This is a genomic window from Streptomyces sp. NPDC026092 (assembly GCF_040638605.1).
Taxonomy (GTDB): Bacteria; Actinomycetota; Actinomycetes; order Streptomycetales; family Streptomycetaceae; genus Streptomyces.
Map to the genome: position 1 here is coordinate 23624 of NZ_JBEZYN010000035.1, position 13760 is coordinate 37383.

Annotated in this window: 13 protein-coding genes; 6 read left to right on the forward strand and 7 right to left on the reverse strand. The window is 70.2% G+C overall.

What is annotated here, in order from left to right; all coding sequences use genetic code 11:
* Positions 1-19 precede the first annotated feature (19 nt).
* Positions 20-580: a TetR family transcriptional regulator gene (locus AB0F56_RS34775; RefSeq protein WP_362017137.1), complete on the reverse strand. Its 561-nt coding sequence runs from the start codon at positions 578-580 to the stop codon at positions 20-22.
* 127 nt (positions 581-707) lie between these two features.
* Here AB0F56_RS34775 and AB0F56_RS34780 point away from each other — a divergent pair, with 127 nt between their 5' ends.
* Positions 708-2135 carry an FAD-dependent monooxygenase gene (locus tag AB0F56_RS34780; RefSeq protein ID WP_362017139.1) on the forward strand — a complete coding sequence of 476 codons (1428 nt, stop codon included), beginning with the start codon at positions 708-710 and terminating at the stop codon, positions 2133-2135.
* A 38-nt stretch (positions 2136-2173) separates the two neighbouring features.
* On the opposite strand, the gene AB0F56_RS34785 is transcribed toward AB0F56_RS34780, so the two are convergent.
* Positions 2174-2641 carry a hypothetical protein gene (locus tag AB0F56_RS34785; RefSeq protein WP_362017141.1) on the reverse strand — a complete coding sequence of 156 codons (468 nt, stop codon included), beginning with the start codon at positions 2639-2641 and terminating at the stop codon, positions 2174-2176.
* Positions 2642-2819: 178 nt separating this feature from the next.
* Here AB0F56_RS34785 and AB0F56_RS34790 point away from each other — a divergent pair, with 178 nt between their 5' ends.
* The gene (locus AB0F56_RS34790; protein ID WP_362017184.1) at positions 2820-3584 is read left to right on the forward strand and encodes an SDR family NAD(P)-dependent oxidoreductase; all 765 of its coding nucleotides are present in this window, start codon (positions 2820-2822) and stop codon (positions 3582-3584) included.
* Positions 3585-3724: 140 nt separating this feature from the next.
* On the opposite strand, the gene AB0F56_RS34795 is transcribed toward AB0F56_RS34790, so the two are convergent.
* Positions 3725-4918, reverse strand: a complete 1194-nt coding sequence (locus AB0F56_RS34795) for an RtcB family protein (protein WP_362017142.1) — start codon at positions 4916-4918, stop codon at positions 3725-3727.
* A gap of 173 nt (positions 4919-5091) precedes the next feature.
* Between AB0F56_RS34795 and AB0F56_RS34800 the strand changes: the two genes are divergently transcribed.
* The 3 genes from AB0F56_RS34800 (at position 5092) to AB0F56_RS34810 (ending at position 8193) form a co-directional block, all read left to right on the forward strand.
* Positions 5092-5946: a DUF3558 domain-containing protein gene (locus AB0F56_RS34800; RefSeq protein WP_362017144.1), complete on the forward strand. Its 855-nt coding sequence runs from the start codon at positions 5092-5094 to the stop codon at positions 5944-5946.
* Between the two features lie 106 nt (positions 5947-6052).
* Positions 6053-6778 (forward strand): DUF3558 family protein, encoded by a 726-nt coding sequence (locus tag AB0F56_RS34805; RefSeq protein ID WP_362017146.1) that lies wholly within the window; start codon positions 6053-6055, stop codon positions 6776-6778.
* A 164-nt stretch (positions 6779-6942) separates the two neighbouring features.
* Entirely contained in the window at positions 6943-8193 is a 1251-nt protein-coding gene (locus AB0F56_RS34810; RefSeq protein ID WP_362017147.1) for a DUF2637 domain-containing protein, read from the forward strand.
* Between the two features lie 19 nt (positions 8194-8212).
* On the opposite strand, the gene AB0F56_RS34815 is transcribed toward AB0F56_RS34810, so the two are convergent.
* Together AB0F56_RS34815 and lysS are read right to left on the reverse strand one after the other, a co-directional pair.
* Positions 8213-8419, reverse strand: a complete 207-nt coding sequence (locus AB0F56_RS34815; protein ID WP_362017149.1) for a hypothetical protein — start codon at positions 8417-8419, stop codon at positions 8213-8215.
* Between the two features lie 134 nt (positions 8420-8553).
* Positions 8554-10278, reverse strand: a complete 1725-nt coding sequence (gene lysS / locus AB0F56_RS34820) for a lysine--tRNA ligase (RefSeq protein WP_362017150.1) — start codon at positions 10276-10278, stop codon at positions 8554-8556.
* Positions 10279-10475: 197 nt separating this feature from the next.
* Between lysS and argS the strand changes: the two genes are divergently transcribed.
* A complete protein-coding gene (argS, locus tag AB0F56_RS34825; protein ID WP_362017152.1) occupies positions 10476-12236 on the forward strand; it encodes an arginine--tRNA ligase in 1761 nt (586 codons plus the stop codon).
* A gap of 78 nt (positions 12237-12314) precedes the next feature.
* Here the strand turns inward: argS and AB0F56_RS34830 are convergent, their stop codons facing one another.
* Complete coding sequence (locus AB0F56_RS34830; RefSeq protein WP_362017186.1) at positions 12315-12584, reverse strand: DUF1876 domain-containing protein; 270 nt, start codon at positions 12582-12584, stop codon at positions 12315-12317.
* Positions 12585-12665: 81 nt separating this feature from the next.
* Positions 12666-13673 carry a porphobilinogen synthase gene (gene hemB / locus AB0F56_RS34835; protein WP_362017154.1) on the reverse strand — a complete coding sequence of 336 codons (1008 nt, stop codon included), beginning with the start codon at positions 13671-13673 and terminating at the stop codon, positions 12666-12668.
* Between the last annotated feature and the right edge of the window lie 87 nt (positions 13674-13760).

The following is a 13760-nucleotide window of genomic DNA, read 5'->3' on the forward strand; positions in this document are numbered from 1 at the left end:
TCCCGCGGACACCCCGCCTCTACGGCTCCGGGGCCGTCAGGTAGCGCTGGACGGTCGGGCCCAGCCAGGCGACGATCTCGTCCGTGGACATCTCGACCGCGGGCGGCAGCCGCAGCACATAGCGGGTGAGGGCCATGCCGAGTATCTGCGAGGCGACCAGCGCGGCCCGCCTCGGCGCCTGCGCGGGGTCCGGGCAGACCCCCCGGGTGATCGGACCGAGCTGCGCCTCGAAGATCGCCTGCATGCGCTCGACGCCCGCCGGGTTGGTGACCCCGACCCGCAGGAGCGCGGTCAGGACGTCGTCACGCTCCCAACGTTCGAGGAAGTGCGTGACCAGGACCGCGCCGATGTGCCGGGACGGCAGGGCGGCGAGTTCGGGCAGGTCCAGCTCGAAGTCGGACGCCGCGGTGAACAGCCCCTCCTTGCTGCCGTAGTAGCGCATCACCATCGACGGGTCGATTCCGGCGTCACGGGCGATGGCCCGGATGGTGGCGCGCTCGTAGCCGTCGGACGCGAAGCGTTCGCGGGCGGCCTCGAGGATCGCGGCGCGGGTGGCGTCGGAGCGGCGGGCGGTCGTCATGCCAACAACTGTAGGCCAACAGGTGTTGACGCACCAGACCGGACGGCTCTACCGTTGCCAACAAGCGTTGACCAACAACCGTTGGCAAACGACCGTTGATGGCGCACGCACCCACCTGGAGGCAGCCATGAACCACCGCGACACCGACTCCCCCCACGCAGACTCCCCGCGCACGGACGCCGTCGACACGGACGTCCTCGTCGTCGGCGCGGGCCCCACCGGGATGCTCCTCGCCGGCGACCTCGCCGCCGCGGGCCTGCGCGTCACCCTCCTCGAACGCCGACCCCAGGGCATCAGCAACATCACCCGGGCCTTCGCCGTGCACGCCCGCACCCTGGAGCAGCTCGACGCCCGCGGCCTCGCCGACGAGCTCGTCGCGACCGGCACCCCCATCACCCGGCTGCGGCTCTTCGGCCGCCCCGCGCTCGACCTGACCCGGCTCCCCTCCCGCTTCCCGTACCTGCTCGTCATCCCCCAGTACGAAGTCGAGCGGGTCCTCGAACGCCGGGCGCGATCCACAGGTGTGGACATCCGGTACGGCACGCGGCTGCGCGGACTCACCCAGGACGCCGACCGGGTCACCGTCGAGGCCACCGACGCCGACGACACCCCGCTCACCCTCCACGCCCGCTATCTCGTCGGCACCGACGGCGCCCGCAGCGCCGTCCGGACCGCGCTCGGCCTGCCCTTCCCCGGGACCGCGGCGATCCGCTCCCTCGTCCTCGCCGACGTCCGCCTCGCCGAGGAACCCGAGGACCTGCTCCGCGTCAACGGAGTGGACGACGCCTTCGCCTTCATCGCCCCCTTCGGCGACGGCTGGTACCGCGTCATGGGCTGGAACCGCACCCGCCAGGTCCCCGACAGCGACCCCGTCGACCTCGACGAGGTCCGCGAGATCACCCGCCTCGCCTTCGGCACCGACTACGGCATGCACGACCCCCGCTGGATCTCCCGCTTCCACAGCGACGAACGCCAGGCACCCCGCTACCGCGTCGGCCGCGCCTTCCTCGCCGGCGACGCCGCCCACGTCCACTCCCCCGCCGGCGGCCAGGGCATGAACACCGGCCTCCAGGACGCCACCAACCTCTCCTGGAAGCTCGCCGCCGTCCTCCACGGCGACGCCCCCGACCCCGAGGCCCTCCTCGACAGCTACCAGGCCGAACGGCACCCCGTCGGCGCGGCGGTGCTTCGCAGCAGCGGCGCCATCCTCCGCCTCGCCATGGCCCGCGGCCCCCTCCTGCGCACCGCCCGCGCCCTCGCCGCGCAGCTGCTCGGCAAGGTGCCCGCGGCCTCAGCCAAGGCGATGGGCATGATCAGCGGCGTCGGCATCGACTACGGCCGGGCCCACCGACGCGTCTCCGACCTGAAGCTGCGCGAGGGCAGGCTCTACGAACTGCTGCGGGCCGGCGAGTTCGTCCTGATCGCCCCCGAAGGCACCACACCCGACCTCCCGGCCGCCGCCCCCACCACACCGCCCCGCCTCGTCCGGGCCACCTGGACCGACCCCACCCGCACCACGGCACTCCTGGTCCGCCCCGACGGCTACACCTACTGACCACGCGACCCAGAGACATCAGAAGGCGTCAGAGGACATCAGAAGACATACGGATCACCCGTGGCGAGCACGAGCACGCGATGCCGATCGTTCCGGGGGTTCCCGTCGACGGCCCCGTCCAGCCACATCGTGGAGATGTCGACGGTGACCTCGTCCGGGGACGCCGCCGTCCGCAGCTCCAGCGCCAGTTCCTCCGCCGCCCCCGCGGCCCGCAGCTCACCCGTCCGGCAGACGACCACCCGGTCGCTCCCCCACAGGCAGGACGGCGGCAGCTCCTGCCCACCTGCCATCGGCTCGGAGAAGGCCAGCCGCACCGTCGCCTGGGACACGTCCGACGGCCCGTGGTTCTCACTGACCAGCCGCACCCCGATCCGCCACTCCCACAGGGAGAGATGCCCATGATGAGCCAGATCGGCCTCATCCCCCACAGCACGGGCACCCGCACCACCACCCGTACCGACCACCATCACGCCCGCGAGAACCACACCGAGCAGAACCTTGCGCATCGCACCCATAGTCAGAAGATACCGACGAATCGGCACATTTTCTGACTATCCATCAGCCAGCGTGTCCGATGACACCCCGCGGCCGCCGACCGCCCCGACCGCCCCGACCGCCCCGACCGCCCCGACCTATCCTGACCACGCGATCGACACAATCGACCACATGCGCGAGGAGCACGTCATGACCGCCGCCGGTACCCCCATCGCCGTCGTCACCGGAGCGAGCGGCGGCATCGGCGCCGCCACGGCCAAGCAGCTCGCCGCCGCCGGATACCGCGTGGTCCTGACCGCCCGCCGCAAGGACCGCGTCGAGGCCCTCGCCGCCGAGATCGTCGAAGCGGGCCACCAGGCCACCGCCTACGCCCTCGACGTCACCGACCGCGCCGCCGTCGAGGAGTTCGCGACCGCGTTCCGCACCCTCGCCGTGCTCGTCAACAACGCCGGCGGCGCCCTCGGCGCCGACCCCGTCGCCACCGGCGACCCCGACGACTGGCGCCAGATGTACGAGGTCAACGTCATCGGCACGCTGAACGTCACCCAGGCCCTGCTCCCGGCCCTCACCGCGAGCGGCGACGGCACGGTCGTCGTCCTCTCCTCCACCGCCGGCCACTCCACCTACGAGGGCGGCGCGGGCTACGTCGCCGCCAAGAACGGCGCCCGCGTGCTCGCCGAGACCCTCCGCCTGGAGATCGTCGGCACCCCCGTCCGCGTCATCGAGATCGCCCCCGGCATGGTCAAGACCGACGAGTTCGCCACCACCCGCTTCCGCGGCGACACCGAGAAGGCCGCCAAGGTCTACGCGGGCGTGGCCGAGCCCCTCACGGCCGACGACGTCGCCGACACCATCACCTGGGCCTGCACCCGCCCCCCGCACGTCAACATCGACCTCCTCGTCGTCCGCCCCCGTGCCCAGGCCTCCAACACCAAGGTCCACCGCGAACTCTGACGACACCGGCCGGTCGCCGCGACGTGCGCGGCGTACGCGAGTGCCCGACGCACACGAAGTGCGCGGCGGCGAGGACGTCCCCCGTCCCTCGCCGCCGCGCACTCAACGCCTCACCGCACACTCAACGCCTCGCCACACGCTCAGCCCTTCACACAGATGACCTGCTTCAGCTTGGCGACGACCTCGACCAGGTCCCGCTGCTGCTCCATGACCTTCTCGATCGGCTTGTACGCACCCGGGATCTCGTCCACGACACCGGAGTCCTTACGGCACTCCACGCCCCGCGTCTGCTCCTCCAGGTCCCGCGTAGAGAAGCGCCGCTTCGCCGCGGACCGGCTCATCTTCCGGCCGGCGCCGTGCGAGGCCGAGTTGAAGGAGGCGTCGTTGCCGAGCCCCTTCACGATGTACGAGCCCGTGCCCATCGACCCCGGGATGATCCCGAAGTCGCCGGAGCCGGCCCGGATCGCTCCCTTACGGGTGACAAGCAGGTCCATGCCCTCGTACCGCTCCTCCGCCACGTAGTTGTGGTGGCAGGAGATCACCGGGTCGAAGGTCACCTTCGCCTTGCGGAACTCCCGGCGCACGACCTCCTGGAAGAGCGCCATCATGACCGCGCGGTTGTACTTCGCGTACTCCTGCGCCCAGAAGAGATCGTTCCGGTACGCCGCCATCTGCGGGGTGTCCGCGACGAAGACGGCCAGGTCCCGGTCGACCAGACCCTGGTTGTGCGGCAGCTTCTGCGCCTCACCGATGTGGTACTCGGCAAGCTCCTTGCCGATGTTCCGCGAACCGGAGTGCAGCATCAGCCAGACGGACCCCTCCTCATCGAGACAGAACTCGACGAAGTGGTTACCGCTCCCGAGCGTTCCCATCTGCTTCTCGGCACGCTCGTGACGGAACTTGACCGATTCCGCGATCCCGTCGAACCGCGACCACAGGTCGTCCCACCCCTTCGTCCCGAACTGGTAGAGCCTCGTCGGATCCACCATGTCGCGGTGCATCCCACGCCCCACCGGAATCGCCTGCTCGATCTTCGACCGCAGCCGCGACAGGTCCCCCGGCAGGTCGTTCGCCGTCAGGGAAGTCTTCACCGCCGACATCCCGCAGCCGATGTCCACGCCCACCGCCGCCGGACACACCGCCCCTTGCATGGCGATCACCGAACCGACCGTGGCGCCCTTGCCGTAGTGCACGTCCGGCATCACAGCGAGGCCCTTGATCCACGGAAGGGTGGCCGTGTTGTGGAGCTGGCGCATCGCGCCCTCGTCGATCATGGAAGGATCGGTCCACATCCGGATGGGCACCTTCGCACCCGGTACCTCTACATACGACATACTTCCTCGATTCCCCCAAAAAGCCTGATAACGCAAAAACCGGTTCCAAGGCCCGTACAGGTGACGACGGACCGGCATCAACGGCAGCGCGTGCGATAGACATTGTGTCCACCGACCGGTCTCCGGCGGCAAAGGGTTTTCGGGGAGTCCTCGGGAGAAGGGAGCCTGCGAGCGTGCAGCGACAGGCGTACGTACCCGGTCTGACGGCGCTCTGCGCCGCGCTCGTCCTCGGGCTCACCGGATGCTCCGCCGGCAGCGGGGCGGGCACCGGCGCGGTCGACTCCAAGGCCGGCCCGGCCGCCCCCGCCGCGCCCCCAGGCCGCTACCGCACACTCTTCGAACCCTGCGGCGCGGTCCCGCAGAACACCCTCCGCGACCTGCTCCCCGGCGCCACCGAGCTCCCCGACGACGAGCGGGACGCCGCGTACCGCGGCACGGCCTCCGTCACGTACGACACCGACCGCAGGGTCGGCTGCAGCTGGAAGGCGGACACGCCCGACTCGATGCACCGGCTGCGGCTCGACATCGAGCGGGTGGTGTCGTACGACCCGGCCGTGAGCGACGACGACCGCGCGCAGGAGGTCTTCGCCGGCAAGCAGCTCGCCGCGGACCTCCCCCAGCCCCCGCCGCCCCCGACGGGCACCACCCCGAGCGGCACGGGCACCCCCGGCTCCACGGCGACCGGCACCCCGAGCGCCACGACGGCCCCCGGCACCCCCCAGGGCACGCCCTCGGGCACCCCCACCGGCACCGCGCCCCCCACGCCCACCACCGCCCCCACCACCGGTCTGGAGCCCCGCGTCCTGCAGGGTCTCGGTCAGGTGGCGTTCCTCGACGACGCGCTCAGCGCGGGCGGCGCGAACGGCCGGCACCGCACGGTCAGCGTGGTGTTCCGCACATCCAACGTGATCGTGACGGTCGAGTACGTCGAGCAGACGACGGGTTCCGCGGAGGCCCCCGACAGCCAGGAACTGCAGGAAAAGGCCCGGAATCTGGCCCGGCTGCTCGCCGAGCGCCTGGAGGAGTAGCCGCGGGACGGGCGTCCGGGAGTCCCTCCGCGCCCGTTCCCGGACCACGTAACGTGTCGGCGTACCCCCTCCTGACCGGACCGTACGACAAGCGACTGAAGGAACCATGCACCGATCAGCCCCGCGACTCACCCGCATACTCGCCTGCGCAGCCGTCCCGGTGATGCTCGTCGTCGCCGGCTGCTCCTCCGACTCCGACGGCGCCTCGGGCACCCCGGACAAGGGCAAGGGTTCCGCGTCGTCGGCGCCGAACGCCTCGCAGTCGACGAAGACGGTCGAGCCCGCGAAGTTCGCGAAGCTGCCCGATGTCTGCAAGTCGATCACCGCCCAGACGACCGCGGCTCTGGTGCCGAAGGCGAAGGCGAAGAACGGTACGGCGGCGCCGTCCAGCGATGTCGAGAGCCGTGGCGGCTGCTCGTGGAACGGTCTGGACGACAAGGGCGTGAAGGGCTCGCAGTACCGCTGGCTCGACGTCTCGTTCTACCGCTACGCCTCGGACGGCTCGCTCGGCAGCGGCCAGGAGCGCGCCCAGACCAACTTCGCCAAGGAGCTGGCGAAGGTCGAGGCCACCGAGGGCGCGAAGAAGATCCGTACGGCGGACGCCTCGGGCATCGGCGAGCAGGCGAAGACGGTGGCGTACGAGCTGAAGAAGACGGACGAGGACTTCAAGTACGTCTCGGTCGTCGCCCGCACGGGCAACGTGCTGGTGCTGCTGACGTACAACGGCGCCGGGTACGCGGGTGCGGACGCCCCCTCCGACAAGACGGTGATGGACGGCGCGGTGAAGGCCTCGAAGGAGGCGGTCGCGGCGGTCGCGGCGGCGAACAAGTAGCGGACAAGCAGCGGCCGAGCAGGCCGTCGGGGAGCGCGTTCACGTCGCGTACACCCGATTTTGCACGTGTTTTCGAGGAGCCTGTCCCTCCCCCGGGGGCCGGGCTCCTCGCGCATGTGCCACGCTGTGCCCGCGAGATGTGGATTGACGGGAGGGGATCGCGGGTGGCCGCGGTGCAGCTGACACGCACGCACAAGGTGCTGATTGGCGTGGTGATCGCCGGTGCGGTGGTCATCGCCGGCATCGGTTTCGCGGGTTCGTACGCAGCTGTGCGCGAGCTCGCCGTGGAGAAGGGCTTCGGCACCTTCTCGTACTTCTTCCCGATCGGTATCGACGCCGGTATCTGTGTGCTGCTCGCACTGGATCTGCTGCTGACGTGGATCCGGATCCCGTTCCCCCTGCTGCGCCAGACGGCGTGGGTGCTGACGGCGGCGACGATCGCGTTCAACGGCGCGGCGGCGTGGCCGGACCCGCTGGGTGTCGGTATGCACGCGGTGATCCCGGTGCTGTTCGTGGTAGCGGTGGAGGCCGCGCGTCACGCGGTGGGCCGAATAGCCGACATCACCGCCGACAAGCACATGGAGGGCGTGCGGCTCACGCGTTGGCTGCTGTCGCCGATCCCGACGTTCCGGCTGTGGCGGCGGATGAAGCTCTGGGAGCTGCGCTCGTACGAGCAGGTCATCAAGCTGGAGCAGGACCGGCTGATCTACCAGGCGCGGCTGCAGGCCCGGTTCGGGCGTGCGTGGCGTCGCAAGGCGCCCGTCGAGGCCCTGATGCCGCTGCGGCTCGCGAAGTACGGCGTTCCGCTCGCGGAGACGGCCGCGGCCGGTCTCGCGGCGGCCGGCGTGGAGCCGATGCTGCTGCCCCCGCAGCCGGTGGTCGCGCAGGCGGAGCCGGTGGCGGTTCCGGCACCGGTGGCACCGATGGCGCCCCAGCTTCCGCAGGGCCAGGCCGAGGAGCAGCCTCAGGAGCAGGGCCCGCAGCAGGACGCGAACCAGGGGAGCCAGGGGAACCCGTGGTTCCATGCCCAGCAGATGCAACAGGAGGCGTACGAGGGGGCGTACGCGCCCCAGATCGTCGAAGGCCTGGAGCCCACGCCTGTGGCGGTGCCCTACGGCCCGGAGGAGCTCCCGATCCCCGACCCGCGCCAGGAGCAGGGCGCGGAGCAGTTCGAGGAGTACCCGGAGTACGTCGACCAGGAACCGCCCCTGGAGGAGTTCGCGGAGGCGGCGTACAAGGCGCTGCTGACGTACTACGGGGAGAACGAACTTCCGCCGAGCGTGGAGCAGCTCGACATACTGCTGAGCGACCGGTACGGCGTCCATCACCCGCGCAGTGCCTCGCTGCTCCGGCAGTGGATGCCGGGTCTGCGGCAGCGCATGGAACGGGAGCTGTCGGAGGACCACATCGCCTGAACGGCGACTGCCGCCTCGCTCAGGCCTTGGCCCGCTTCTTCGCGCCCTCGCCCCAGAGGGCGAGCGCGAGTCCTGCGAGGGCGAGGACGATGTATCCGGCGGTGGAGATCTCCCACCACTTCTGGAGCAGGCCCCAGGCCTTGTCGCCGAAGATCTGCCCGCCGGCGCCGAGTCCGCCCTGGATGAGGGCGACCCAGCCGATGATTGCGATGGCTTCGTTCTTCATGTCTTCACGGTCTCGCGCGGGGCGCCGCGTTTCGTCGTGCGCACGTCGGAACCGGGTCTACTCCGAAGGTCGCAGAAGCACGGCGAAGGGCCGTCACCGGAACCCGGTGGCGGCCCGTCGTCACATCCGTTCGGTTACGCGCCGAGCAGCTTGCGCACCCGACCCGCACCGACCGCGAGGAGGAGGGTGGGCAGGCGGGGCCCGGTCTCGCGGCTGACGAGGAGCTTGTAGAGCAGGGCGAAGAAGGAGCGCTGGGCGACCTTCAGCTCCGGGGTCGGCTTGGCCTCGGGGTCGAGGCCCGCCATGACCTTCGGGACGCCGTAGACGAGCGTGGTGAGGCCGTCCAGGGACCAGTGCGTGTCCAGGCCCTCCAGGAGGAGGCGCAGGGACTCGCGGCCCTCGTCGTCGAGGGAGCCGAGAAGCTCGGTGTCGGGCTCGTCGCGGACGATGGTGCGCTGGTCGGCCGGGACCTGGGTGGTGATCCAGTTCTCGGCGCGGTCCAGGCGGGGCCGGACCTCGTCGAGGCTGGTCACCGGCTGCTCCGGGTCCAGCTCGGTGAGGATCCGGAGGGTCTGCTCGTCGTGGCCGGCGGTGATGTCCATGACCGAGGCGAGCGTGCGGTACGGCAGCGGGCGCGGGGTGCGCGGCAGCTCACCGGCGGCGGTGCGGGCGGCACGCGTGTGCGCGGCGGCGTCCGCCGGGAGCACGGTGCCGTCGGCGACCTTGGCCTCCAGCTTGTCCCACTCGTCGTAGAGCCGCTGGATCTCCTGGTCGAAGGCGATCTTGAAGGACTGGTTGGGCTTGCGGCGGGCGTAGAGCCAGCGCAGCAGCGGCGCCTCCATGATCTTCAGTGCGTCGGCCGGGGTGGGCACGCCGCCCTTCGAGGAGGACATCTTGGCCATGCCGCTGATGCCGACGAAGGCGTACATGGGGCCGATCGGCTGGACGCCGTCGAAGATCTCGCGGACGATCTGGCCGCCGACGACGAACGACGAGCCGGGGGACGAGTGGTCCACCCCGGACGGCTCGAAGATGACGCCCTCGAACGCCCAGCGCATGGGCCAGTCGACCTTCCAGACCAGCTTGCCGCGGTTGAACTCGCTGAGCTTCACGGTCTCGGCGAAGCCGCAGTCCGCGCAGGTGTAGGCGAGCTCGGTCGTCTCGTCGTCGTACGACGTGACGGCCGTCAGGTCCTTCTCGCAGCGGCCGCAGTACGGCTTGTACGGGTAGTAGCCGCCGGTGCCGCCGGAGCCGTCGTCCTCGTCGGCCGCGCCGGAACCCTCCTCGGCCTCCAGCTCGGCGGCGTCGACGGGCTTCTGCGACTGCTTCTTCGGCGCCTTCTTCGTCCGGTACTGGTCGAGGATGGCGTCGATGTCGCCGCGGTGCTTCATGGCGTGCAGGATCTGCTCGCGGTAGGTGCCCGCCGTGTACTGCTCCGTCTGGCTGATCGGGTCGTACTCGACGCCCAGCTCGGCGAGCGCCTCGACCATGGCGGCCTTGAAGTGCTCGGCCCAGTTCGCGTACGCCGAACCGGCGGGGGCCGGGACGGAGGTCAGCGGCTTGCCGATGTGCTCGGCCCAGGACTGGTCGATGCCCTCGACGCCGTTCGGCACCTTGCGGTACCGGTCGTAGTCGTCCCAGGAGATGAGGTGCCGGACCTCGTGGCCGCGCCGGCGGATCTCGTCGGCGACCAGGTGCGGGGTCATGACCTCGCGGAGGTTGCCGAGGTGGATCGGGCCGGAGGGGGAGAGTCCGGAGGCGACGACGACCGGTTTGCCAGGCGCACGTCGCTCCGACTCGGCGATGACCTCGTCCGCGAAACGGGAGACCCAGTCGGTCTCTGTGCTGCTCTGAGCCACGGTCGGTACGTCCTTCTTCCTTGATTCCCTCGACGCCTTGCAGCCTTACGTCGGCCATTCTCCCAGACGAAAGCGGCCACCCCGAGGTTGTCCACAGCCCTGAAGTTGTCCACAGGTGGAGAAAACACGTTGCCCGCCCATGGGACACTTGACAAGCGATAAAGCCCACCACGAACCACCGACAGGAACGGAAGCTCATGGCCTCGGTCCCTTCCCTCGCTTCGACCGTGCAGCAGCGTCTCGCGGAAGGTCTCTCGGCAGCCCTGCCGGAGGCCGGTTCCGCCGACCCGCTGCTGCGACGAAGCGACCGGGCCGACTTCCAGGCCAACGGCATCCTGGCGCTCGCCAAGCAGCTCAAGGGCAACCCGCGTGAGCTGGCGACGAAGGTCGTCGACGGAATCCCGGCGAACGACGTGCTGAAGGAGATCGAGGTCTCGGGCCCCGGCTTCCTGAACATCACGGTCACGGACGAGGCGATCATCAAGACCCTCGCCGCGCGGGCCCTCGACGACCGGCTCGGGGTGCCGTTCGCCGAGGACGCGGGCACGACGGTGATCGACTACGCCCAGCCGAACGTGGCCAAGGAGATGCACGTCGGCCACCTCCGGTCGGCCGTGATCGGCGCCGCGATGGTCGAGATCCTGGAGTTCACGGGCGAGAAGGTGGTCCGTCGCCACCACATCGGCGACTGGGGCACCCAGTTCGGCATGCTCATCCAGTACCTGGAGGAGCACCCGCACGAGCTGGACCACAAGGACGCCCAGGTCTCCGGCGAAGAGGCCATGTCGAACCTCGACCGCCTCTACAAGGCCGCGCGGAAGTTCTTCGACTCCGACGAGGAGTTCAAGACCCGGGCGCGTCGCCGGGTGGTCGACCTCCAGGCCGGGGACCCGCAGACGCTCGCCATGTGGCAGAAGTTCGTCGACGAGTCGAAGATCTACTTCTTCTCCGTCTTCGAGAAGCTGGACATGGACATCCGGGACCCCGACATCGTCGGCGAGTCGGGCTACAACGACATGCTGACGGAGACCTGCCGCATCCTCGAGGAGTCGGGCGTCGCGGTCCGCTCCAACGGCGCGCTCTGCGTGTTCTTCGACGACGTCAAGGGCCCGGACGGCAACCCGACGCCGCTGATCGTCCAGAAGTCCGACGGCGGCTTCGGCTACGCGGCGACGGACCTGTCGGCGATCCGGGACCGGGTGGGGAACCTGAAGGCGACGACCCTGCTGTACGTGGTCGACGCCCGGCAGTCCCTGCACTTCAAGATGGTCTTCGAGACCGCCCGCCGGGCCGGCTGGCTGAACGAGGACGTGAAGGCGGTCCAGCTGGCCTTCGGCACGGTGCTCGGCAAGGACGGCAAGCCGTTCAAGACCCGTGAGGGCGAGACGGTCCGGCTGGTGGACCTGCTGGACGAGGCGATCGACCGGGCCGCGTCCGTGGTCCGCGAGAAGGCGCGCGACCTGACCGAGGACGAGATCGCCGAGCGTGGTGCCCAGGTCGGCATCGGCGCGGTCAAGTACGCGGACCTGTCGACGTCGGCGGCGCGGGACTACAAGTTCGACCTGGACCAGATGGTGTCGCTCAACGGCGACACGTCGGTGTACCTCCAGTACGCGTACGCGCGTATCAAGTCGATCTTCGGCAAGGCCGGCGACCGCACCCCGGTCGCCCACCCCGAGCTGGAGCTGGCCCCGGCGGAGCGCGCGCTCGGTCTGCACCTGGACCAGTTCGGCGAGACGGTGGCCGAGGCCGCCGCCGAGTACGCCCCGCACAAGCTGGCGGCGTACCTGTACCAGCTGGCCTCGCTGTACACGACGTTCTACGACCAGTGCCCGGTCATCAAGCCGGAGCCGCCGAAGGAGATCGCGGAGAACCGGCTGTTCATCTGCGACCTGACGGCGCGCACGCTCCACCAGGGCATGGCCCTGCTGGGCATCCGGACGCCCGAGCGCCTCTGATCCGTACGGTCCGAGGACCTGAGGACCTAGGGACCTGAGAAAGGCCCCGGCACGGGAAACCGTGCCGGGGCCTTTCCGTCACCGAATCGGGTGGGACGTGCGTCCCGACACCTCGTCGATCTCCATGTGGGCCTTCTGAAGAAGCTGCGAGGCGAGATCCATGAGCGCGCGGGCGCCCGCGATCTCCTCGCCGACCCGCAACTGCTCCGGGTCGGACGGGTGCCGCTGGGCGTTGCCGTGGGCGCGGAACTCCGTGCCGTCACCCAACCGCACCATGGCGGCCGCCCTCGTCCGGTCGCCTTCCTCCTGGAACTCCATCTCGACGTGCCATCCCACGAGCGTGTGCATCATGAGGACCACCTCCTGAGGTACTTCCAGGGTGCGCCGCCGGGCCCTCCCTTACCAACCGCTCCCCGGTCGACCTGCGGGTCAGCCCGTGAAGGGACGCCCGAGCTTCTGGGCGGCCTCGGTGGCCCAGTAGGTCAGGATCATCTGCGCACCGGCGCGCCTGATCCCGGTGAGCGTCTCCAGGATGGCCTTGTCGCGGTCGATCCAGCCCTTCTCGGCGGCGGCCTCGACCATCGCGTACTCGCCACTGATCTGGTACGCGGCGACCGGCACGTCCACGGACTCGGCGACCTTCGCGAGCACGTCCAGGTAGGGGCCTGCGGGCTTCACCATCACCATGTCGGCGCCCTCCTCCAGGTCGAGCGCGAGCTCGCGCAGCGACTCGCGGAGGTTGGCCGGGTCCTGCTGGTAGGTCTTGCGGTCGCCCTGCAGGGAGGAGCCGACGGCCTCCCGGAAGGGGCCGTAGAAGGCGGAGGAGTACTTGGCGGTGTACGCGAGGATCGACACGTCCTCCTTGCCGATGGTGTCCAGGGCGTCCCGGATCACCCCGACCTGGCCGTCCATCATCCCGGAGGGACCGACGACGTGGACGCCGGCGTCGGCCTGGACCTGGGCCATCTCGGCGTAACGTTCCAGCGTCGCGTCGTTGTCGACGCGCCCGTTCTCGTCCAGGACGCCGCAGTGCCCGTGGTCGGTGTACTCGTCGAGGCAGAGGTCGGACATGATGACGAGCTCGTCGCCGACCTCCGCGCGGACGTCCCGAATGGCGACCTGCAGAATCCCGTCCGGATCGGTCCCGGCGGTCCCGACGGCGTCCTTCTTCGCGTCCTCGGGGACGCCGAAGAGCATGATCCCGGAGACCCCGGCCTCCAGCGCCTCCACGGCGGCCTTGCGCAGGGTGTCCCGCGAGTGCTGCACCACGCCGGGCATCGCGGTGATCGGCCGGGGCTCGGTGATCCCCTCGCGCACGAAGGCGGGAAGGATCAGGTCGGCCGGGCTCAGCCGCGTCTCGGCCACCATCCGCCGCATGGCAGGAGTCGTCCGCAGCCGCCGCGGCCGCGCCCCGGGAAAGGTTCCGTACGAGTTCATAGCCCGAGGCTACGCCCGCCCGAACCATGCACTTACCGACACGATGTTGCGGATGACGCCCCCCGTGTGGGCAATCGTCCCGCAGGG

What these genes read in the sequence shown, in the direction of transcription:
- AB0F56_RS34775 (WP_362017137.1), bottom strand. Translation starts at nt 580, where the DNA reads ATGACGACCGCCCGCCGCTCCGACGCCACCCGCGCCGCGATCCTCGAG.
- AB0F56_RS34780 (WP_362017139.1), top strand. Translation starts at nt 708, where the DNA reads ATGAACCACCGCGACACCGACTCCCCCCACGCAGACTCCCCGCGCACG.
- AB0F56_RS34785 (WP_362017141.1), bottom strand. Translation starts at nt 2,641, where the DNA reads ATGCGCAAGGTTCTGCTCGGTGTGGTTCTCGCGGGCGTGATGGTGGTC.
- AB0F56_RS34790 (WP_362017184.1), top strand. Translation starts at nt 2,820, where the DNA reads ATGACCGCCGCCGGTACCCCCATCGCCGTCGTCACCGGAGCGAGCGGC.
- AB0F56_RS34795 (WP_362017142.1), bottom strand. Translation starts at nt 4,918, where the DNA reads ATGTCGTATGTAGAGGTACCGGGTGCGAAGGTGCCCATCCGGATGTGG.
- AB0F56_RS34805 (WP_362017146.1), top strand. Translation starts at nt 6,053, where the DNA reads ATGCACCGATCAGCCCCGCGACTCACCCGCATACTCGCCTGCGCAGCC.
- AB0F56_RS34815 (WP_362017149.1), bottom strand. Translation starts at nt 8,419, where the DNA reads ATGAAGAACGAAGCCATCGCAATCATCGGCTGGGTCGCCCTCATCCAG.
- argS (WP_362017152.1), top strand. Translation starts at nt 10,476, where the DNA reads ATGGCCTCGGTCCCTTCCCTCGCTTCGACCGTGCAGCAGCGTCTCGCG.
- AB0F56_RS34830 (WP_362017186.1), bottom strand. Translation starts at nt 12,584, where the DNA reads ATGCACACGCTCGTGGGATGGCACGTCGAGATGGAGTTCCAGGAGGAA.
- hemB (WP_362017154.1), bottom strand. Translation starts at nt 13,673, where the DNA reads ATGAACTCGTACGGAACCTTTCCCGGGGCGCGGCCGCGGCGGCTGCGG.